Source organism: Daejeonella sp. (assembly GCF_030684675.1).
Classification (GTDB): Bacteria; Bacteroidota; Bacteroidia; order Sphingobacteriales; family Sphingobacteriaceae; genus Daejeonella.
The window spans coordinates 1-23,163 of the sequence record NZ_JAUXXZ010000059.1 but is presented as its reverse complement, the minus strand read 5'-3'; the positions used below and the strand labels follow the sequence as shown (position 1 = coordinate 23,163).

16 protein-coding genes are annotated in these 23,163 nt (G+C 40.9%); 3 read left to right on the top strand and 13 right to left on the bottom strand.

Annotated elements, in window-relative coordinates; translation table 11 throughout:
• The first annotated feature begins 109 nt into the window (after positions 1 to 109).
• Both Q8M41_RS12565 and Q8M41_RS12560 read left to right on the top strand, forming a co-directional pair.
• Entirely contained in the window at positions 110 to 544 is a 435-nt protein-coding gene (locus Q8M41_RS12565; RefSeq protein WP_305365627.1) for a two-component system response regulator, read from the top strand.
• Positions 545 to 844: 300 nt separating this feature from the next.
• Entirely contained in the window at positions 845 to 8,701 is a 7,857-nt protein-coding gene (locus tag Q8M41_RS12560; RefSeq protein ID WP_305365626.1) for a PKD-like domain-containing protein, read from the top strand.
• Here the strand turns inward: Q8M41_RS12560 and Q8M41_RS12555 are convergent.
• The 3 genes from Q8M41_RS12555 to Q8M41_RS12545 form a co-directional block, all read right to left on the bottom strand.
• Positions 8,600 to 9,631 carry a hypothetical protein gene (locus Q8M41_RS12555; protein ID WP_305365625.1) on the bottom strand — a complete coding sequence of 344 codons (1,032 nt, stop codon included), beginning with the start codon at positions 9,629 to 9,631 and terminating at the stop codon, positions 8,600 to 8,602. The genes Q8M41_RS12560 and Q8M41_RS12555 overlap by 102 nt on opposite strands.
• A 61-nt stretch (positions 9,632 to 9,692) precedes the next feature.
• Positions 9,693 to 10,559 carry a hypothetical protein gene (locus tag Q8M41_RS12550; protein WP_305365624.1) on the bottom strand — a complete coding sequence of 289 codons (867 nt, stop codon included), beginning with the start codon at positions 10,557 to 10,559 and terminating at the stop codon, positions 9,693 to 9,695.
• A gap of 8 nt (positions 10,560 to 10,567) precedes the next feature.
• The gene (locus Q8M41_RS12545) at positions 10,568 to 10,792 is read right to left on the bottom strand and encodes a hypothetical protein (protein ID WP_305365623.1); all 225 of its coding nucleotides are present in this window, start codon (positions 10,790 to 10,792) and stop codon (positions 10,568 to 10,570) included.
• A 126-nt stretch (positions 10,793 to 10,918) separates the two neighbouring features.
• Between Q8M41_RS12545 and Q8M41_RS12540 the strand changes: the two genes are divergently transcribed.
• Entirely contained in the window at positions 10,919 to 11,680 is a 762-nt protein-coding gene (locus Q8M41_RS12540) for a DUF4382 domain-containing protein (protein ID WP_305365622.1), read from the top strand.
• Between the two features lie 54 nt (positions 11,681 to 11,734).
• On the opposite strand, the gene Q8M41_RS12535 is transcribed toward Q8M41_RS12540, so the two are convergent.
• The 10 genes from Q8M41_RS12535 to Q8M41_RS12490 form a co-directional block, all read right to left on the bottom strand.
• Positions 11,735 to 11,941: a heavy-metal-associated domain-containing protein gene (locus tag Q8M41_RS12535; protein WP_305365621.1), complete on the bottom strand. Its 207-nt coding sequence runs from the start codon at positions 11,939 to 11,941 to the stop codon at positions 11,735 to 11,737.
• 27 nt (positions 11,942 to 11,968) lie between these two features.
• Positions 11,969 to 14,233, bottom strand: coding sequence for a heavy metal translocating P-type ATPase (locus Q8M41_RS12530; RefSeq protein WP_305365620.1), 2,265 nt, complete (start codon positions 14,231 to 14,233; stop codon positions 11,969 to 11,971).
• A gap of 93 nt (positions 14,234 to 14,326) precedes the next feature.
• Positions 14,327 to 14,899, bottom strand: coding sequence for a helix-turn-helix domain-containing protein (locus Q8M41_RS12525; RefSeq protein WP_370870495.1), 573 nt, complete (start codon positions 14,897 to 14,899; stop codon positions 14,327 to 14,329).
• A 4-nt stretch (positions 14,900 to 14,903) separates the two neighbouring features.
• On the bottom strand, positions 14,904 to 16,106 hold the full coding sequence (locus Q8M41_RS12520) for an efflux RND transporter periplasmic adaptor subunit (RefSeq protein ID WP_305365619.1): 1,203 nt from the start codon (positions 16,104 to 16,106) through the stop codon (positions 14,904 to 14,906).
• Entirely contained in the window at positions 16,106 to 17,431 is a 1,326-nt protein-coding gene (locus Q8M41_RS12515; RefSeq protein WP_305365618.1) for an efflux RND transporter periplasmic adaptor subunit, read from the bottom strand. The genes Q8M41_RS12520 and Q8M41_RS12515 overlap by 1 nt, the downstream gene beginning before the upstream one ends.
• Positions 17,409 to 18,659 (bottom strand): TolC family protein, encoded by a 1,251-nt coding sequence (locus Q8M41_RS12510; protein WP_305365617.1) that lies wholly within the window; start codon positions 18,657 to 18,659, stop codon positions 17,409 to 17,411. Before Q8M41_RS12510 ends, Q8M41_RS12515 begins: the two co-directional genes overlap by 23 nt.
• Positions 18,643 to 20,586 carry an efflux RND transporter permease subunit gene (locus Q8M41_RS12505; protein ID WP_305365762.1) on the bottom strand — a complete coding sequence of 648 codons (1,944 nt, stop codon included), beginning with the start codon at positions 20,584 to 20,586 and terminating at the stop codon, positions 18,643 to 18,645. Before Q8M41_RS12505 ends, Q8M41_RS12510 begins: the two co-directional genes overlap by 17 nt.
• Positions 20,570 to 21,874, bottom strand: a complete 1,305-nt coding sequence (locus tag Q8M41_RS12500) for an efflux RND transporter permease subunit (RefSeq protein WP_305365616.1) — start codon at positions 21,872 to 21,874, stop codon at positions 20,570 to 20,572. Before Q8M41_RS12500 ends, Q8M41_RS12505 begins: the two co-directional genes overlap by 17 nt.
• 5 nt (positions 21,875 to 21,879) lie before the next feature.
• A complete protein-coding gene (locus Q8M41_RS12495; protein WP_305365615.1) occupies positions 21,880 to 22,143 on the bottom strand; it encodes a heavy metal-binding domain-containing protein in 264 nt (87 codons plus the stop codon).
• Between the two features lie 137 nt (positions 22,144 to 22,280).
• The gene (locus tag Q8M41_RS12490) at positions 22,281 to 22,676 is read right to left on the bottom strand and encodes a hypothetical protein (RefSeq protein WP_305365614.1); all 396 of its coding nucleotides are present in this window, start codon (positions 22,674 to 22,676) and stop codon (positions 22,281 to 22,283) included.
• Positions 22,677 to 23,163: the final 487 nt, after the last annotated feature.

Below are 23,163 nucleotides of genomic sequence, written 5' to 3'. Positions count from 1 at the left end.
AAATACAGATAAATGAGAGATCTAATAAGGGGGATGAAGCCTATTATTTATGAAACTTTCACAGACGCAATTCCGTATATAAGTGCAGGATTTGTTAATATTTTAGAATATGCCTTACGAACAATTAAAAAAGGTGCTTTGTATCAATGACAATGAAGTTACATTGTGGATTCAAAAACAGATTCTGAATAAATTTAAATTTTCAGAGGAAGTAATAACCGCGTTCAATGGTTTTGAAGGTTTGGAGTACTATAAAAACCTGATTAATAGGAATACTGAAAATCAGAACACTTTTCCGGGTCTTATCCTGCTTGATCTGCATATGCCGGTTATGGACGGCTGGGAATTTCTTTATAGATTTTCTTCAGAAATCTATCCGCATTGTAAGAATACCAAAGTGATCATTACCTCCTATTCAATTGATGAGGTAGATTCGGAGCGTGCAAAGAAATATCCCTTTGTAGTCGACTTCCTGACCAGCTCACTGAGTGTTGATTATCTTGAAAGTCTGCCAAGATCATTGTTATCGGATGAGTTGGTTTAAAATTCTTAATTATAACTTATAATCCCTGATTCTACATCCTGTAATCTTCTCATTAATTTGAAGCGGTTCATGGTGCAAACAATTTATTCAGCACCCAAAATCAGCCATCTACAAATCTAAAAAGTGGCTTTTTCTTAATATTTTTTCGAAAAAAAACTGTCATTTAATTAATATTAGAAGAATTTTCCATTATCGCAATAAATTACAAAAATGCAATTAAGGAAACATTAATGCCTATTTTTCGTAATAGACGAATACATTAAACACTTAAATAATGTTTCATGAAATTGCAATCGCATAATGATGCAAATTTTACGAAAATTAATTTTTCCAATTTTAATAATCGCTGCCTATTCAAACGCATTTGGTCAGTGCGCGCCTAATACTCTTGCATTTCTAGGAGGACAGCCTATTTTCAATTATGCTTGTGGAAACAGCAGCTATCAAAATATCAAGGGCTCTACACCTACCGGGAGTGGACAAACCTACCGCTGGGAAGTCTCATTTAGTGGTGCCGCATATACTACTATTGTAAATGGAGGTGGTAATCCAATAATAACCGCAGATTTACCTAAAAATGATATCACTAATTTTGTATTGGCAGCATATTCGACTGCATCTGGTGATTACCGGATAAGAAGGATCGTTACAGACAATTCTCCAAATTGCTCTAGCGTTTCAGAACCTGTATTTCTGTATTACTCTCAGAATCAATCAAGTATTTCTGGAGGAACAATATCAGGTACACCAACTCAATGTTCTCCTGCAAGTGGTTCCTTAATGGTAGCCGGAAATACGGGGCCCGTTTTAAGATGGGAGTCTGCTCCTTTAGGTACCCAAGACTGGACTGTTATAAGCAATGTTATAAATACTCTAAACTACTCAAACTTAACAGCCTCAACTTGTTACAGGGTGCTCATCGACAATATTTGCAGTGGCGATTTCGGAGTAATCGATGCGCTTGATGAATATTCAACTACTTTTTGTGTTATAGTCAACTCTGTCCCTATCGTCAGCGGACCCTCAAATCAGAGCTTATGTTTTGGAAGCATGCTCAATCTAAGTGTAACTTCAACAAGTGTGCTCCCTGTATCCTACCAATGGCGAAAAGACGGGTTAAATATTAATGGTCAGACAGCATCAACATTAATGATTTCATCAATAGGAACAACCGATGCCGGTTCTTACGATGTAATTGTCAGCAATAGTTGCGGGTCTACAATATCTAATCCAGCAATAGTTGTAGTTAATCCATTACCTACAGTGATCGTTCCATCAAATTATTCTGTTTGCCCGGGTACTTCAACCAGTGTAACTTCCTTTAGCAGTAACCCTGCTGGAGCAACTTACACCTGGACAAATTCCAATACTGCAATCGGACTGGCAACAAATGGAACAGGAAATGTGCCTACATTTATTGCCACCAATAGTACTAGTGCGAATATTAGTGGAACCATAACAGTTACCCCCATACTCAATGGATGTAGCGGAACACCTTCCAGCTATACCATAACTGTTAAACCAAGCCCAGTAGTAACCCTTCCGACAAGTTTTACAATTTGTTCTGGAGGAACGGTTGCCACATCTAACTTTAGCAGTATTCCGATAGGCGCAAGCTATACCTGGACCAACTCCAATACTTCAATCGGACTTGTGGGAAGTGGAACAGGGAATATACCCAGTTTTACGGCTGTCAATAACACAGCTTCTCCTGTTTCTGCAACAATTACAGTTACACCGACTCTAAACGGATGTACGGGTACTCCCAGCACTTATACCATCACTGTAAACCCCCTTCCAGCAAATATATTAGCTTCTGCAGTAGCAGAAACAAGCTGCGGAATCAGTGATGGAAAAATTACAATAAGTGCAACTGGCTCTGCACCCCTGCAATACTCTATTGATGGAGGATCCACTTTTTTTTCGAATGGCGGGATCTTTACAAATTTACCTGCTGGCAGTTATTCGGTAGTGGTGCAAAATTCTACAGGATGTATACTTGTTGGGCCAACATTGTCAGTTGTCAGTCCTAACCCTCCACCAACACCAGATATTTTTCCCATTGGAGGTACGGTCTGCGAAGGCAGTAACCTTATATTAACTATACAAAATCCACAGCCTGGAGCGATATATTCATGGAGAGGGCCTTCCGGGTATTCTTATTCGGGCCCGGAAACGAGCCGTACAATTGTAAACATTTCCAGTTCCATGGCTGGTGAATATGGAGTAACGACTACTGTGAATTCATGTGTGAGTACTGCCCGTACATTTTTGATAACAGTAAATCCTCTCCCAGTAGTGACGGTTCCGGCAAATCTGACGTATTGCGTGGGATCACCTATCCCGGAAGGTGCCTTTATCAGTACTCCTGCCGGAGCAACATATAGCTGGACAAATTCCAATCCTGCTATAGGATTGGCTGCTAGCGGAAGCGGTAATATAACGCCATTTTTTGCTGTTAATAATACCACATCTCCTATTACCTCAACAATTACAGTAATACCAACTCTAAATAATTGTACAGGTCCCCCAGCCACTTTTACTATAACTGTTAATCCCAGGCCTGCAGTAATATTGCCGGCAGATTTTGCAATATGTAGTGGAGCCTCCGTACCGGTTAGCACATTCAGCAGTAATATTTCAGGAACTACCTATACCTGGACCAACTCGAATTCTTCTATTGGCCTGGCATCAAACGGAAACGGCAATTTACCCGCATTCTCCGCAGTAAATAACAGCACTTCTCCTATTTCTGCAATCATCACTGTGACTCCGTATTTTAATGGGTGTGCCGGAACTGCCTCCAGCTTTACAATCACAGTCAATCCATTACCCAATGTTATTGTACCGGTTAATTCTACGGTATGTTCCGGAACAAGTATTCCTGCGTCCAGTTTCAGCAGCAGCCAGCCCGGAACAACTTTTAGCTGGACCAACTCAAATACTGCCATTGGTTTACCTGGTAGTGGAAATGGTGCTGTGCCGGCTTTCATAGCTACCAATACCAGTTCAGTAATGATTACAGCAAATATAACTGTGACTCCATTTCTCAATGGCTGTGCTGGCCCAAGCTCGGTTTATACAATAACAGTGAATCCATTACCTGCTATCACTACTCCTACCAATATCATCGCATGTTCTGGTACCACTATTCCAGCTTCGGTATTTAGTAGTATCCCGGCTGGTGCCACTTATACCTGGACCAATTCGAATACTGCTATTGGACTTGCTGGAAGTGGGATTGGAAACGTTTCAGCTTTTACCGCCATAAACAACACCCTGTCTCCAATTACTTCTACCATCTCTGTTACACCCACAAACAATGGTTGTACCGGGCCAGTATCGAACTATACTATTACGGTCAATCCATTGCCTGCGATGAGTCAACCTGCAAATTTGGTGGTTTGTTCCGGAACAACGATAGCGGCAAGCAATTTTGCCAGCAACATTTCAGGTACAACCTATAGCTGGACAAATTCAAATCCTGGTATAGGGCTTTCGGCTAATGGGACTGGAAATATTCCAAGCTTTACCCCAATAAACTCTTCAATATCAGCTATTTCAGCTACAATTACAGTAACACCTGTTTCAAATGGATGCCCCGGTCAGCAAATAATCTATACCATAACGATTAATCCCTTACCTGTGATTTCATCCGCCATAGCAACTCCAGAATCACAATGTAACATCAATGATGGAACAATTACAATAACAGCCAGTGGTGTTCAACCATTAGAATACTCGATTAATGGGGGAAATACATTTGTTCAGAATGGGGGGAACTTCACAGGACTGGCAGCAGGAAGTTATTCAATAGTAGTACGCAATGCAAATGGATGTATCATTAATGGTCCAACATTATCTGTCTCTAGTCCGGGAGCTCCGCCACAACCTGATATTAATGCCTATGTCAGTCCAGTCTGCCAGGGAGAACCTTTAATTCTCTCTATCCTGAACCCAAATCCATTAGCCACCTACACATGGACAGGACCCCTGGGATTTTCTGCTTCAGGAACTTCTGTAATCCGCTCAAATTCAAATCCTTCCATGTCTGGAAACTATGCTGTAACTGCTACAATTAACGCATGTGTCAGCACTTCTAAAATCTTTAATATTCAGGTAGACCCGAAGCCAACCTTAATTGTTCCCCAGAATCAAAACTATTGTAAAGGTGCTGTCGTTCCGGAACATATTTTTAACAGCACTCCCCCGGGATCAACTATTAGCTGGACAAATTCAAATCCAGCGATCGGGCTTCCAGCCAGCGGGACCGGAGTCATCCCCTCTTTTATTGCATCAAATAATACAAATACCCCCATTACTGCAAGTATTAACATAACTCCAAGTCTGAACGGGTGTCCGGGTCAGACTTATACGTTTACAATTACGGTAAATCCATTACCATCAATTACTGGACCCGGAAGTTCTGTTGTATGCGCCAGTGAGACCATTCCAGCAGGAAATTTAATAAGCAATATACCAGCAACAAGCTATAGCTGGACCAATTCAAATACCGCTATTGGACTTTCGGCAAGTGGAACAGGAAATATCCCGAGTTTTATCGCAACGAATTCATCCGGCTCTGCTATTTCAGCTACAATTACCATAATACCTTCACTAAATGGATGTGCGGGTAACCCAATAAGTTATACAATTACAGTTAATCCTTTGCCCGTTATTACAACAGCTTTAGCAACAAATGAAACCGCTTGTAATCTAAATGACGGTACAATCACGATTACTGCAATTGGCACACAGCCTCTTGAATACTCTATTAATGGGGGAAGCACTTTTGTTCAGAATGGGGGTAAGTTTATTAACCTAAGTGCCGGCAGTTACTCTGTTGTAATTAAGAATACCAACGGTTGCTTATTAATTGGTCCTACACTATCTATTGCAAGCCCCGGAGCTCCGCCTCAGCCGGCTATTAATCCTTATGTTAGTCCGGTATGTCAGGGCGAACCTTTAGTCCTTTCAATTCTTAATCCTGATCCTCTTGTTACTTATAAATGGACGGGACCAATGGGTTTTACAGCTACCGGTGTTTCAGTTACACGTCCAAATTCAAATATCTCTATGTCAGGAACATATGCTTTAACAGGTACCCTAAACTCCTGTGTCAGTGTTTCAAAAATCTTCGATATAAAAGTAAATCCTCTTCCCACCTTAGTAGTCCCTCAAAATCAAAACTATTGTAAAGGAGTTACGGTGCCGGAAAGTATTTTTAACAGCACTCCACCTGGTGCCACCATAAGCTGGACGAATTCCAATCCGGCAATCGGACTAGCAGCCAGCGGGAATGGCAATGTACCTGCATTTACTGCTATAAATAATACCTTAGCACCAATTACTGCAACAATTACTGCAATCCCAAGCTTAAATGGGTGTAATGGGCTACCATATACTTTTACTATAACAATCAATCCTGAGCCCACTGTAGCTGTTCCATTGAGCCTTACGATATGCTCCGGAACACCGATTTCCGCATCTTCCTTCGGAGCTAATATTGCAGGTGTAACTTATGCCTGGACCAATTCAAATGCATCCATCGGACTAGCAGCCAGCGGAAATGGAAATGTACCAGAATTTACTGCTGTTAATACTACAAGTTCAACAATTCAGGCATCGATTACTGTAACTCCAACCTTAAACGGTTGTGCCGGGCCTTCTTCGAGTTATATCATAACCGTGAAGCCACTTCCCAGGCTTAGTAATTCTTTGACTCAAATGCTATGTACCCAATCCAGTTCAAAAGAGGTCGAACTTACTTCCAATATCCCAGGAACTACTTTCACCTGGACTGCAAGTGCCCCGGCCACAGTTTCAGGATATACAAGTAGCGGTACTAATAAAATTCCTGTTCAATTTCTAACAAATAGTGGATCAACACCTGAGTTTGTAACCTATACGATTATTCCGGTCAATAATGGTTGTACCGGACCTGAAAGTAAATACACAATCATGGTAAACCCTCTTCCAACTGCAACCTTAAGTGGAGGGAAAAATGCCTGTTATGGTGCAACAAGTACATTGAGGGTCAAACTGACCGGTAAAGCTCCCTGGACAATAAGCTATACCGACGGGAAAAACTCAAACACCATTAGTGGAATCGGTACTAGTGACTATACATTCAATGTCAGTTCAGACTCCACCAGAACTTATAGAATTACTTCAGTGATTGATGCAAATTCGTGCTCGAATACAGGAAGTGGTACTGCTGTAATTATTCAGCCATTGGCAGCCATAAAAGCCAGTGCTTCACTTATCAACATCAGCTGTTATGGTTCGAATACCGGATCTATTCAAGTTGAATCTGTTTCCGGGGGATTCGGCACCTATGAATACAGTATAAATGGCGGAATAAACTGGCAAAGCGGCACAAAATTCAGCGGGCTTCTTGCGGGAACCTATCAATTATATGTAAGGGATACTGCTAGTCCTGAGTGTATCACAGTAATATCTCCAGACTATATTATTACACAACCTGCAGCCCCTCTTGGATTAAGCTTCGTCCGCACAGATGTTTCATGCTTTGGTGGAAATAACGGTTCAATTAAAATTACAGCAGCCGGAGGAACAGCTCCATACACCTATCGATGGCAAGGTGGACAGATCACAAAAGATATAAGTGGCCTTGTTGCGGGGACTTATTCCCTGACAATTACAGATTCAAAGGGATGTGAATACAGTGAATCTATAGCCATCAGGCAACCATCCGTCCCTCTCAGGATTACTTTTACCAAGTTGGATGCAAGTTGCTTTGGTGCCAGGGATGGCAGTATTGACATTAGTGTTACTGGTGGTACCTCACCGTACACTTATAAATGGTCAAATAATGAAACTACAAAGAACCTGCAGAATTTAGCCCCGAATATCAACTATTCGCTGTCGGTGATTGACGCAAATGGATGTTCTGAAACAATGAGTATTCCAATATCTGAACCTGATATCCTTAAGGCGGCACTAACTGTAAAAAATACGGTCTGTAAAACATCAATCGATGGGATGATTTCTGCCTCAATCACCGGGGGTACAAAACCATATGATCTGACTTGGAAAGGAAGTCCAATTAAAACCGATTTCATTGATAATCTTGCACCGGGAACCTATGAATTGGTTATAAAAGATGCTAAAGGATGTTCCCTGATAGTTTCTGCCGAAGTGCTACAGGGAAGCTGCCCACCTATAGCCATAGATGATCGTTTCAAAACCGATGAAGAAATTCCTGTATCAGGCAGTGTTGCCCTGAATGATTATGACCGTCAGGGAGAAAATATCAGTTTTTCACTTACATCAAGTGCCAAAAATGGGACGATAACCTTTAGTCCCGATGGCAACTTCAACTATACCCCAAATGTTGGATTCTGGGGAATTGAAGTAATCTCTTACCGGGTGTGCAATACTTCCGGAATGTGTGCTACAGCCTCCCTGATTATTGAAGTTATCCCTTTTACAATTGTTAGTCTGACGCCCTCAACAAGCAATGTTTCTGAGGGTAAAAAAACAGCTATATCCGCGAGATTAATGCGGCCCTTCAGGGATGATGTAACTATCAGGCTCAGCTATCAGGGCCGGGCGAAGAAAGACCTTGATTATGTACTATTGGATCAGTACCTGGATATCAAGATTCCACGCGGGAAGATTTCAACTACTCAAAAGGTCACCCTGGCTGCTTTAACAGACAATGAACAGGAAGGTGATGAAGATGTTATACTCAATATCATATCAACATCCGACCCACTGGTAAGAATCGGTAGCGGCGCCGTAGTAATTATTAATGATATCTATCCACCTGTACCTACAATTCCCATCACCACAAAAAATGATCCTCCTTTGAATCCGGATATCCTTCCCGATCCTTTGGTGTCCCCAAATAATGATGGACTTGGTAACGAATTTTTTAAAGTGGAGAATATAGTTTCATTTCCTGACAACCTGGTTTTGATCTTCAATCGATGGGGGAATGAGGTTTACCGAATGCCGGGGTATAATGAAAGTGACAGGGTATTTTCCGGATATGCTAATACCGGATTGCTCTCGAATACCAGTGCTCCCTTAAGTGATGGTGTATATTATTACCTCATCACCACAAACCGGATGATAAACGGCCAAAAGGTTTTGGCGCTTAATAAAGGGTATCTGATCCTTAAACGATAAATTAATAGCACTTAGCATCTTTTTATCCTGCCAGGCAATATAAATTTCATTCTTCTTTTGGGCCATACTTACATCACGGCCTGTGCCAAGTTTCAACTCCGCCTGATTTTCTGACCAGTAATATATATCCCCATTGCGTCTCCAGGCTGCTGAAACCTTTCCTTCAGAATTAAAGGCTAAACTACCCCCATCCATCGGGCAAGCATTTAACTGCCATGTACCTGTCCCTGATTTTGCGGCCTCTGAAAAAGATTTGTCCTTATCGTATGAAACTGAATAATAAATATCCCGTGAACCCATCAACCAGTTACGGAAACCAATGACAAGCTTATTACCGTTCAGTACAATATTTGGTTTACAACATTCGCATACATGCTTATCCGGTGATTTATAAACCAGGGAATTAGCATCCCATTTAACAGATTTTCCATTGATTGAAGAATAATAAATATTATTACTTCCCCCATCCCTGATATCCAGCCAGGTTGCATAAAAATTATCCTCTTTATCAGCAGCAATAGCCATTAATCCTTCAGGAGCAGAACCTTTTTTATCATTTATTTCTGCAACCCGAGTCCATCCTCCTTTTGAATGATTAAATCTGTAAGAATGAATATTTCCTCCTTTATCCATTGCACTGATAAAAGAAAAGTTTCTGGAAGATGCAATTTGCGGGCCTCTCGTATTCCCCAAATGCATTCCGGGCAGTTCAGCAACAAGCACTGCTGAAGAGAAACTAATCCCATTATTTGTTGAAGTCAGACAATAGATCTTTTCTCCGTTCCCGTAGGTAACGCGAATGACTCCTTTGGAGTCAATTGAAAGCTTTGGTTGCTGTCCCTGAATTATTGTTTCAGGTAAGGCTGAATGCCCCATGGCCGAAATGCAGAAAAATATAAATAAAAAAACACCTTCATATCCTGATTTCATTTTTAATGAATCTACAAGATATGAAAGTGTTTAGTATAAACCTATAAGGTCTATAAATCTATTACAATTGAACAATAATGTTCACATCAGAATCAAGCTTATTACGGGTTAAATCCAATTGGTTTTCCAGATCGGTTACATTATTCTGAAGATCCAGAATGAGACCTTCACGACGTTGAACTTCCTGAGCACTAAGATTTACTCTGCTGGTGTTCAGATTTGTTTTTACGCCTAATAGTTTTTCCATTGCGTACTTTAAAAGTGATTCGCTGTAAGACATAGTTTCATAGGTTTGCTCATAGGTATTATAAACCATCTCACGTGATTTTATATATTCCCGGGACCAGCGCTCAGAATAATTATTGGAACAATCCCCTATTATATCACCATGGTTCAAATGTGCCTGTACTGCATTTTCAGAGATGTTTATGGTCACAGAATTTCCAGAATTATTTCCTGAAGGATTGTGACATACACTAACTTTCTTTTGATTCTTTGGATGTTTGCGCTGTGCCCAATTATTAATGCCCCAGTCAATATCGATATCCCTCTTGCCATTCATCATCTTACTATTACCCTTTCCCTTTTTTATCTCCCAATTGTCTCCTTCAGATCTATCTTTATTTTTGCCGGAATTGCCCTTATTGTCATTATACTTGCCATTGTACTTATCATCATTATCTCTTCCGTTTTCACCATCACGATTGTCTTTATCCTTTCCGTGATCATCATCATCCTTGCCCCTCTTATTATCCTGTCCCTGATTATTATTTCCCTGATTTTTAACCCTGCCTTTTCCAATCTCATCGTTTTCTTTACCTTCTGATTTACCCTGTCCATTCTTATCCTTTTGCGGATCAGCCAGAGCAAGAATTGTAAGCACAATTAATGGAAGGATACTAATCCTTAAAATGTTATTTCTTTTCATGATATCTTTTATTTAGCAGTTTCAAATTCTTTGTCAACTTTTTCTAAGGAAGCCTCAAGCTTTGCGTTTTTATCTTCAAGATCTTTAGTGGTTTGTTCCAGATCTTTTGAAACAGAATCCATTACAACAACTTCTGAGTCGTCAGATTTTGTAGCGTTATTAGTACAAGAGCCCATTAAAAAAATCCCGATGACTAGTAAAGGGATTGAAGCATAGTTAATTAATCTTTTCATATTGATTTTCATTTAGTTACGATCTATACAACATAAACCAAGCCAGTTTATTTCAAATCAAAAAATGTAGTGGCACGGCAATTGATTTATCAGTGTACATCTAGTAGACACCTAAGAAAAAATATTATGAAAAAATTAATGATCATTGGCTGTATTGGCCTTGCAATGGGATTTACAGCCTGTAAGAAGAACAGCGACGAGGGCATGACCAGGATGAATGTAAAGATCACCGATAGTCCCGGTGCTTATGATGCTATTTATTTAAGTGTTAAAGAAATCCAGATTCTAACATCTGATGGAACAAGCACAATGCCCGTTGGTTCTACCCCTTTCAATATTCTTAATTTCAGAATGGGTAAGGATACGCTTATTGCTTCTCAGGATATTCCTTCAGGAAATATTAAGGAAGTACGGCTTGTATTAAATGATTCCGGAAATCAGGTTAAGATCAATGGGGTGACCTATGCTTTGACTACACCAAGCGGACAGAGTTCAGGAGTAAAATTAAAAGTTCAGGAAAGCCTGGAAGCAGGTGTTGCCTATACTATGTTGCTTGACTTTGATGCTGCAAAATCTATTGTTCAGACTGGAAATGGCAAATACATCTTAAAACCTGTAATCAGAGCTATTCCTAATGCTGTTTCAGGAGCTATTACAGGTGTCATTACACCCTCAGCTTCTAATCCTAAGATCTATGCGATCGCAGGAACTGATACTCTTGGGACTGTTAGTGATGCGACCGGTAAATTTTGGTTCCCTGGTGTAGCTGCCGGAACTTATAAAGTTGAGATTCAACCTGTAAGTCCGTACATCAATAAAACTATTGAGAATGTTGCGGTGGTTACTGGATCTGTAAAAGATCTTGGTACGATCACAATTTCTCAATAAATTTAATCTTGATATTATAAAAAAGGGTACGCTGGTGTACCCTTTTTTTGCTACTTAGACCCTTTCGGCTGTATATCCTGCCCTATTCACTGTAGCAATTATTTCAGCTTCCTTAAGATCTCCCTCAACAGTTAATGTTTTGTCGCTTGAATCAAGATCTACCTTCCAGTTATTCTCACCGGCAGTCTCGTTCAATGCCGGACCGACCTGAGCCAGACATCCGGTACATTTGATATTCGTTTTAAATTTAATTGTTTCCATTATTTCTGATTTTTTGATGTTATTTATTTAATTAGACTTGAGTTTTAAAGCCTTTAATCTGAGACTGTTACTGACCACAGAAACTGAACTGAGTGCCATGGCTGCCCCAGCGATCATCGGGTCGAGTAAAAAACCATTGTAGCTGTACAATACACCCGCCGCAAGCGGAATCCCAATAATATTATAAATAAAGGCCCAGAACAGGTTTTGGCGAATAGTTTGAACGGTCCTTTTTGAAAGTTTCAATGCCATGGGAATCGACAGTAAGTTAGAGGTGATAAGGGTAATCTTGGCAACATCCATGGCAATATCTGAACCTTTACCCATCGCAATACTCACATCTGCCTGCGCCAGGGCATGAGAATCATTGATCCCATCTCCTACCATTGCAACAACCTTCCCACCAGACTGAAGCTGTTTAATGAAATCAGCCTTATCAGAGGGCATAACCTCAGCCCTGTAACTTTTGATACCCACTTCACTTGCTACAGCTGATGCTGTTTGCTCATTATCTCCGGTAAGCATATAGACTTCAATACCCATTTCATGCAGTTGACGAATGGCTTCTTTTGAGGAATCCTTCACCTTATCAGCAATAGAAATAATAGCCAGTACTTTTTCCTGATTAGCAAAATAGATTACCGTATTGGCCTCATGTTGCTTTTTCTGCACATATTTTACCTGATCTGTAGTCAAAAATATCTTTTGCTCCTCCATAAAATGAAGATTCCCGGCGACAAATCCAATCCCATTATGTATTCCTCTCACTCCCCGGGCTGTGATACTTTCAAATGAATCCAGTGGAACACCTGAAATTCCATCCTCTCTTAATTTCTTAATTATCGCATCAGCAAGAGGATGCTCAGAATTTACTTCCAGGCTGAAAAGAATCTTTAAATAATGATCCTGATCCTTAATTTCAGGAGCCCAATTCACGGCGGTAACCACTGGCCTGCCCTCAGTGATGGTACCGGTCTTATCAAGAATGACTGCATTAACCTTATAGCCTAATTCAAGACTTTCGGCATCCTTGATGAGGATATTATTTTCAGCACCCTTACCAACCCCTACCATAATGGCTGTTGGGGTTGCCAGCCCTAAAGCACAGGGACAAGCAATGACAAGTACAGTTACCGATGTAAGTAAAGCATGTGAAAATGCTTGTTCTCCTCCAATTAACATCCAGACAGCAAATGTCAGAATTGAAATACCGATTACTACCGGAACAAATATTCCCGCTATCTTATCCACTAGCTTTTGCACCGGAGCTTTACTTCCCTGGGCTAATTGGACCATTTTCACGATATGTGCTAACAAGGTATCAGCCCCTACTTTTTCAGCTTTAAAATGGAGACTCCCCTTCTGATTAATTGTACCTGCAAATAATTTGTCATTCACTTCTTTCAATACTGCGATCGGTTCACCGCTGATCATGCTTTCATCCAGATAGGATGATCCTGAAACGGCAATGCCATCTACTGAGACTCTTTCCCCTGGCCTCAGGACTATAATCTGACCAGGCATGACCTGTGAAACAGGAATCTCCTCTTCCTTATCACCCTGGAGAATCCGGACCGTTTTAGGCTGTAATCCCATTAATTTTTTAATGGCTGTTGTCGTGTTTGACTTAGCCTTCTCTTCCAGTAATTTTCCGAAAGAAATAAATGCTATAATCACAGCAGCAGCCTCATAATATACATGCGGATGTATCCCCCTGCTATGCCAGTATTCAGGGTAGATCGTATTAAATGCGCTAAAAATGAAAGCGATTCCGGTGCTCAGAGCTACTAAAGTGTCCATATTCACCATACCATGCTTTGCCTGCTTCCAGGCATTAATAAAGAAGTTTCGGCCAAACCAGAACAGGACGGGAGCACTCAGTATCATAGAGATCCAGGTACCATATGGCATGTCCATGAAAAACATCCCGATTACAAATACAGGTAAGGCAAGAATTGAAGCCCATATCGTCCGGATTTTTAGCTCCCGGTAGTTTTTAAGCTGTAAACCCTCCTGCAGCTCTGCTGAATTCTCAGTATCGATAATTATATCATATCCAATTGATTGAATACTTTTTTGTAAAGCTAGCGGATTGGTTTTCAGCGTATCATACTCTGCCCATGCTGTATTATTAGCAAAATTTACTCCTGCATCAATTACTCCTGCTGTGGCTTTAAGCATAGATTCAACACTGATTGCACATCCGGCACAGGTCATGCCTGTTACCGGAAATACTGCTCTGATTGTTGTGCTGGAAGCCTCTTTTACTTGAGATTCTGGTTTTACCTTCATAATCTTGATTTACAATACAAAATTATGATATAGAGGTGCTAAAGGCTTTACAGAATTACTGGAAAGAGTTATAGAATTCAGTGTTTAAAAAGATTAAACCTTGTCTATTGATCTTCTTTGCCCATCCATAGACCTGCTATTTTTAAATTGAGATGGGGTTTGGCCAGTTACTTTCTTGAACTGGGCAGATAGATGAGCAATACTGCTGTAACCTAATTTATTGGCAATTTCACTGAGATTCAATTCATCATAAAACAAGAGCTCTTTAACCCGCTCAATTTTCTGGCGAATAATGTATTGTTCAATAGTAATACCCTCAACGGAAGAAAATAAGGAGCTTAAATAACCATACTCATGAAATATCTTATCAGCAATAAACCCTGACCAGTTTACTTTTTGTTCCAGAAACTCTGTGTGGAAGATCTTTTCAATAATTAGATTTTTGATCTGTTCAATTACCCTGCTCTTACCCTTATCCAGTAACTCAAATCCAAGAGCATTCAAATGCTTATTCAGGATCAGAAGTTTTTCTTCATCAAGTTTCTCCTCCTCTAACTTCACAATACCCATTTGAACATCTATGGGATGCAAATCAAGTTTTAACAGCTCATTTTGAACTGCCGTGATACACCTGTTGCATACCATGTTTTTGATATATAATTCCATAATTCTACATTTTGTTCATGTCATGTCCCGCCATTGGATCTGTACCCTTTTTCAAAATAAATTCACTTGATAACAAATATGCCCCGCTCACTACTACCTCTTTCACATTTTCAAGACCCGAAAGGATAATGATCTGTTCAGCATCCTCCTCACCCGTACGTACCATCCTTGGGGAATAAGTATTCTTTGCCGTTTTGATCCAGACATGTGCCCCCTTTTCATCCCGCACTACCGCATCCAATGGTAAACTCAAAGCATCTGATATCTCGGCAAGCGGTAAAAATACCGTAGCCTGCATTCCTGCCTGTAAATTTCCAGGATTTTTAACCGGGGCCCTTACTTTCAGAATCTGTGAGGATGGGTCCATCTGCGGAGAAATGAAATCTATAGTTAGAGTCTGTTCTTTATCACTGATCCCATTTATAGAAGCCTGTACCTTTGTACCCAGACGGATATTTCCTAATTCATTCGGATAGACATCCATTTCCAGCCAGAGCTGTGTGAAATTTTCAAGCTTTAAAATCTGGCTGCCTTCGGATAAATATTGTCCTTCAGAAACATTCAGCTCAGTGACAATTCCTGATGCTGATGAATAGACAGTGAGCAGTGGTGCTGTTTTTCCTGCAGCAGTCAGCACTCGAATTTGAGCATCAGAATAGCCAAACAATCGAAGTTTATTTTTTGCTGCCTCCCGCATCGACTGATAGATCTTCTCCTCCGGAAATGCCGCAACCTGCTTCAGTTGCAATAAATAATCCTGCTGCAAGGTCTGAAGTTCCTCGCTGTAGATCTGAAAAATCGGCTGGCCTTTACTAACAGACCGGCCCATTTCTTTCACAAACAACTTCTCAATTCTTCCGGCATAGCGGCTTGAAATAACTTCGGTTTGCTCCGGATTTACTATCAATCGGCCATTCAATACTTTTGAAGTACTGAAGTCAGTACGATTGATTACCATAGTATGAATATTAGCCAACTGAATCTGACTTTCACTCAGGGATAGCTCATTTTTACCGCCTGCAGAATTTACCGGCACCAGATCCATTTTACAGATCGGGCATGTACCCGGACCATTATTTACTATCTGAGGATGCATTGGGCAGGTGTATTTCCCTGCTTCCGCATGTTTTTCATGCCCCTCTGTACAGGCAGAGAAAATGAATCCTGAACAAAGAATGATCAGCCCTAAAACTATTTTTTTTCTCATTATAAACGCTTTGCTTTTATAAAACTTTCACTATCTATCAAAAACCAGGCGTTCAATGCCAGTTCCATATCCGCTTTCAGACTATCACCAATATCGATCCACTGATCTGACTGATGCTTCAGTTTCACAAAAACTGGTACAAATGCATTATCCTTCTTAATAAATACCACATATTGTGTTCCAACCTGAACAAGGGCTGTAGCTGGTAGCCAGTAACCTTCAACTGCGGCCTCCAGGCTTACTGAAATCAGTTGACCCACCTTCCAGATTTTAGTACTGTTTGGCAGATTGGCTCTGATAAGGGAATAATTGGTACCATCCTTAAAATAGGGCTGAACAAGGCTCACGGCAACTTCAGAACGCTGATCTGCAAGATCTATGGATTGCACCAGTACATTTTTTCCCTGCTTAAACTCCTGTAATTGATCAGGGCGGGCAAAGAACTCGGCCCAAACCTGATCTGTATTGATCAGATCAAATAACTTCTGGCCTGCATTGATATATTGCCCTTCCCTGATTTGCAAAGCCCCACCCGTCGGGATATCCGGTATTTCCGGAACTATTGCTGATGAAGCAGAAGCATTCATTGAATTCATCCCAACTCCGCTTCCTGAACTGATTTTTGTTCCACCTGCCTGGCTTACCTGACCCTGAGAAGCTGAGGTATTTAAACCCAATTCAGCCACATAACCTGAATAGGGGCTGTAAACAGCAATTCTATCCTCGATTCTTCCAGTACTCAGAACCCTGTTTATCTGGGCCATGCTCAATCCAAGAAGTACCAATTTCTTTTTGGCAGATTCAAGAAGTGTTGTTTCGTTATTGTTTTTCAAAAAGAGCAATTCCTGCTGGGCATTTGCTAGATCAGGACTGTAAATCTCCATTATCTTTTGTCCCTTACTCACCGGCTCATAATTGTATTTCACAAACAGCTTTTCAATGCGGCCGCTGACCCTTGCCGATACAGACCTCCAGTTATTCGTATTGTAGTTTATGATACCTTTCAGGATGATTTCAGATTTTTTAAGACCCTTCTCTACCCTGATCGTTTTGATTCCTGATATAACCAACTCATTGCCAGGCTTTACTAAGGAATTTAAACTTGTATCCGCAACGCCGTGTGTATCAGCAGTATGCCGAGGCACCAGATCCATTTTACAGATCGGGCAGGTACCTGGTGCATCCTTTACTATCTGCGGGTGCATCGGGCAGGTGTATTTCTGAACCTGTCCCCCGGAACTAGCCTTTTTATCAGAATTACAAGCCAAAATTGATAATCCGATGATCAGGAATAATGCAATTCTAGCGTTCAATAGTCTTCTCATATTCCACAATCATTTGATAATATTTCTGTAACTGATCCAGGTAATTCATCTGCGACATATTGATTGATTCCCACCCATCAATGACCGTATTTAGATCTGATTTATTTTCCTGGTAGGATATCATTGAAACCTTGAGGTATTTCTCCAATGAAGGCAAAATCTTAGTCTCATAATTAGTTAACTGCTGCTGCATGTTGAGAAGATCATTTTCCATAGACTTACTCATCCCCAAAATCTCGGTAAGCATTGCCGCTTTTTCCAGCCTCATAGCCTCCTTCTCAAAATTCATTGATTTGATCTCCGATTTATACATTTTCGAGGACCAGGGAGCAATTGGAATGGAAAGCATACCCATCACCGTAAATTGCCTTGGCATCATTGCCGAATAATTAGACATATGGTCAAAACGAATTTTAAAATCGGGTTTTGACTCCTGCCGCATCAGATCAATATTCCTTTCCATAGCATGAATGTCATGTTCCATGTGCAAAATATCGCTCCGGGCACCGGCCAGATAAGCAGTGTCAAGATCTGCTTTAGGACTAAACTTAACCTTATATTCGGTTTCAATTTCAAATTCAGCTGTTGCTGATCTGTTCATCAATGCATTCAAGGCAATCTTTTTTGAACGAATCTCTGCCTCGGTCATCAGGATCATATTCTCTGATTCATAGACCCTTCCCTCAGCTTTAAAAACCTGATTCAATCCACCCTGATTAAAGGGATAACGAATCTCTGCAAGCTTTTTCATCGTCTGCATAATCTGCTGATTCTCTTTCTGGAAGACGATACGCTTTTGAGCAACCAAAAGTCCGAAGTACAAATACTTTGCACTGGCTCTTAACTGGTTAAAACGCTCATTTCTACCAAACTCATAAGTCTGCGACTGAGTTTTAAGGTATTCTTTTTTAGCCCTGATCTTTGCGGGATTGGGAATATCCTGTTCGGCAGAGATCATAAATGCCCCGCGGTCGCCCTCAGCAATCATCCCCTGTGCTGGGTAAGGACTCATAAATGTTCCTGCTCCTACCATTGGAGCCATCCATGAGCCGGCACCTTCCACTTTAGAATCCTTGCTTTGAATCCGGTTTGCATAGGACTTCAAAGAGGAATTATTGGCGTTAATTTCTGCTAATATTTGCTCCAGGTTCATGATCTGCTGCCCGTAGACAGTAAAAGAACTCAGGAATGCAAACAACAAAATTATTTTCTTAATGCTGAACATCATGTACCTCCAGTTTTCCAAATTTTCTCAATTCATATTCTTTAGTCATCAGAAAGATCAGCGGTGTAACCAGTAAAATATGAGTGGAAGAAGTAAGAACTCCCCCAATCATGGGCAGAACAATTGGCTGCATCACATCGCTACCGACCCCTCCCGACCATAAAACAGGTATCAAACCAAATAATGCAACACAAACCGTCATGATCTTGGGCCGTAAACGTTTCGCAGCTCCATTGATCACATATTCTCTGAGATCCTCCTTTGTAATTGTTTCACTGGAATTGCCCTTCATAGCAACCAACTGACGCATCGCATCATTCAAATAAATCACCATCACAACACCTGTTTCAACGGCAATCCCGAAAAGGGCAATAAAGCCAACCGCCACTGCGACTGAAAGATTCACACCCCAGAAATAAACCAGGAAAGCACCTCCGATTAGGGCGAAAGGAATGGTCACCAGACTTAAAAATGCCTCTCTGATCGATTTAAAAGCAAGATATAGTGCCAGAAAGATGATAAAGATCACTACCGGCAGAATATAGACCAGGGTTTGCTGTCCGCGGATCAGATTTTCGTACTGACCGCTCCATTCTACAAAATATCCATTAGGCAGTTTCAGATCCTTATTCAACTTATCAATAGCCTCCTGAACTGTATGTCCCAGATCGCGCTCACGCACATTGAACATCACTGCACCACGTAAGATTGCATTTTCAGAACTGATCATCGGTGGTCCATCCACAAAACGGATGGTTGTAACGGCTGATAATGGTATAGTTCCCGCATCGGGGGAAGTCAGTGGAATTCTTTTCAAACGGTCGATGCTGTTCCGGTACTCCTGACCCAGGCGCAAATGAATATTAAAACGTTGCCGGCCTTCAACCGTTGATGCAAAAGGTGTACCCCCAATTGCTGATTCAACTGTCGCATTAATATCATCCACAGTTAATCCGTAACGCTCCAACTGATCGCGTCGGATCTCAATCTCCAGGTATTTACCACCGCTAACAGGCTCCACATACAGATCCTTCACTCCTTCAATATTCTTCAGCATAGTATGCACATCTTCAGAGATATGGCTGATCTGTTTCAAATCCTGACCATATACCTTGACGCCAACATCGGTACGGATACCGGTAGATAGCATATTGATACGGTTGATGATGGGTTGTGTCCAACCATTCACTACACCGGGGATCTGAAGTTTGGTATCAAGCTCATCAATGATGTCCTTTTTGCTGATTCCTGGCCTCCACTCGCTTTTTGGTTTCAGCGAAATGATCGTTTCGATCATACTGATTGGTGAATTGTCAGTTGCTGAACTTGCCCGGCCTGCCTTGCCCAAAACATGGTCGACCTCCGGCACTGATTTGATGATCTTATCCTGAACCTGCAGAATTCGCTTGATCTCTGAATTGGAAACATCAGGCAATGTAACCGGCATAAACAAAATCGATTGCTCATCCAGCGGCGGCATGAACTCTCGTCCAAGGCTCATCATCATTGGAACAGAGATCAGTAAGGCCAGAATATTAACTCCAAGTGTAGTTTTTCTGTTTCTGATACAGGCACGGATCACCGGAAGATAAACCGTCTCCAAACCTCTGTTGATTGGGTTTTCATGTTCCTGGCGGAAACGCCCTTTCATGAAAAATGAAATAATTACAGGAGCCAGTGTAAGCACCAGTACCGCATCGATTATCAGAATAAAGGTTTTGGTATAGGCCAGCGGATGGAATAATTTTCCTTCCTGCCCGGTCAGTAAAAATACCGGTAGAAAAGAGGTAATAATAATGATTGTTGAATAAAATACACCTCTTGATACCTGTTGACAGGCTTTTTCGATAATACTTAGTCTTTCCTCATTAGAAAGTTTAACGTAATCATCATGCTTTTTGTTTAGTTTCGATTTATTCCACATCTGCATTTCCTCCTTTTCTTTGTTCATTTAATTCTGCCTGCCTGACTGCAAGGTTTTTGTAAGAATTCTCTGCCATGATGATTCCGTTATCGACAATCACACCAATCGCCAGTGCGATACCGGTTAATGACATGATATTCGATGAAATATCAAATGCATTAAGCAAAATAAAACTGGCAGCAATGGTGATTGGGATCTGGATGATGATACTGATTGCGCTTCTCCAGTGAAACAGGAAAATGATCACGATCAACGATACCACAATCATCTCTTCGATCAGGGTAGTTTTAATGGAAGATATTGATTCTGCGATCAATTCACCCCGGTCGTAAACAATATTGAACTTCATCCCCTGGGGTAACCCCTTAGCTACTTCAGTCATTTTTGTCTTCACTTTGCGGATCACTTCATCGGCATTCTCACCATAACGTAATACCACAATCCCCCCCACCGCTTCTCCTTCACCATTATAATCGAATATACCGAGACGGCTTTCTCCGGCCATCTGAACGGTTCCGATATCCCTGATCTTCACAGGAATAGAGTTTTGAGTACGTAAAGACAGGTTTTCGATCTCTTCAATAGATTTAAGGTAACCACTGGTTTTAATAATATAACCAATGCCACTCATCTCAAACTTCCTACCTCCGGCCTCATTATTATTACTCTTAACTGCCCGCATCACATCCTGAATGCCCAGCTTATAATAAGTCAGGCGATTGGGATCAATACTGATCTGATACTGTTTCTGGAAACCACCAAATGAGGCAATCTCACTCACCCCTGCTACATTCTGTAGGGCAAACTTTATGTACCAGTCCTGAACAGCCCGCTGCTCTCCAAGGTCCATGCCCGGAGCTTCGAGGGTGTACCAGAGTACATGACCGACTCCGGTCCCATCAGGGCCAAGCGTCGGACTAACTCCTTCGGGCAAAACATTGCCGATTGAATTGAGGCGCTCCAATACCCTGGATCGTGCCCAGTAAACATCCACATCATCTTCAAAAATGATATAGATGAAACTCATCCCGAACATTGAATTGGCACGTACATAGTTTACTTTGGGCAATCCCTGAAGATTAGTAACCAGAGGGTAAGTGATCTGATCTTCAATGATCTGCGGACTCCGTCCCATCCATTCAGTAAATACAATGACCTGATTTTCCGAAAGATCAGGGATGGCATCAATCTTACTCGTCTTGACCGAATAAAGTCCCAATCCAAAGAATCCAGCAGCAAAAAGCAAGACAATGAAACGATTCCTTAATGAAAAGGAAATGATCTTTTCAACCATTTTGCTTAGTGCTTATGATCGTGACTGCTGCTATCAGTCATCATGCTGTCCGACTCAAGATCCGAATCTTTAACAAGATCCATTTTGCAGATTGAACAAGTACCCGGCTTATCACTCTTTATTTCAGGGTGCATCGGACAGGTATATCCTACTCCTGCAGTTTGAGTGGATAATGAATCAGTTTCTACGGCCGCAGGCTTTTCTGAGCTATTGCAGGCAGCGCTGAATAAAAGAACCAAAATTGCGATTGAATAAATTAATTTTCTCATGACGATAATATTTATTGTTAATGGTTAAATGAATAGATGCGATAATTCATCGAATGATTAATATTCCGATGAGTCTATCAGAATAAAAAACATACGAAATCAGTCCGAAAGGAAATCAGACCAGAAGGAAATAAAAATCAGATACGGAAATTACAGTTTCGAATGAAAATAGCAGTTTTCAATGTTCGTGGAGGAGCATTGCTCTCAGGGATCAGATTCGCAGGAGTGCCCGATAAGATTTGGGTAAGGTCAGGATAAGAGACTGGTGCTAAAGCAAAAACAACAGGTTGAAAGGTGCTTAGCAGAGCTTTTTGAGATTTTTTTAGCTTATATTCCTGCTTCTGATCTTTACAACAGTCCTCAGAAAGACCCTTCTTCATGCCGCAATTGCTGCAATCGGATGCTTTTTCTGACTTGTCATTAGAAAGCCCCCACTCGATCAGCTCTCCCATGCAATAATGGAAATGCACAGTCGCCCCGGATGAAACACTCAGGTAGAATACAGCTAAAACGGTGATTAAAAGCTTTTTCATGTAATTTCATGCAAAGATTAGGATAAAATTTTGATATATTTTATATAATTTTTTGAAATGTTTATAGAATTTGGTTTTTGTAGTTACTGTCCGTAGAGTTTCCATCGATTACGAAAATTGATTTTTTAGCACAACATTAATTATTAAACTCATCGGATGACTTGAAGTCATCAGATGAGTTTAATAGCTGTTGTACAGTTTACATGAAAATCCGGTAAGGGCCGGGATTGTGAGATTTGAACAGGATTATCTTTATTCCTCTGGAATCGATTATTATGGAAATCGGAAAGGTTTAATTGATATTGTTTATATATAGGAAGAGGAGACTCCCGACTCCTCAATATTGGACAATCCGTAGAGATTCTGTGTTGATTTCCAAATAAAATTATTTTTATCTTTGTTCTTTAAGACGGTCAAGAACCAGTCTGTGTAGCGTACTGATCCTTTTGGCTTAGTGCGCTACTCCTTTTTAGATCGATATAGTCTT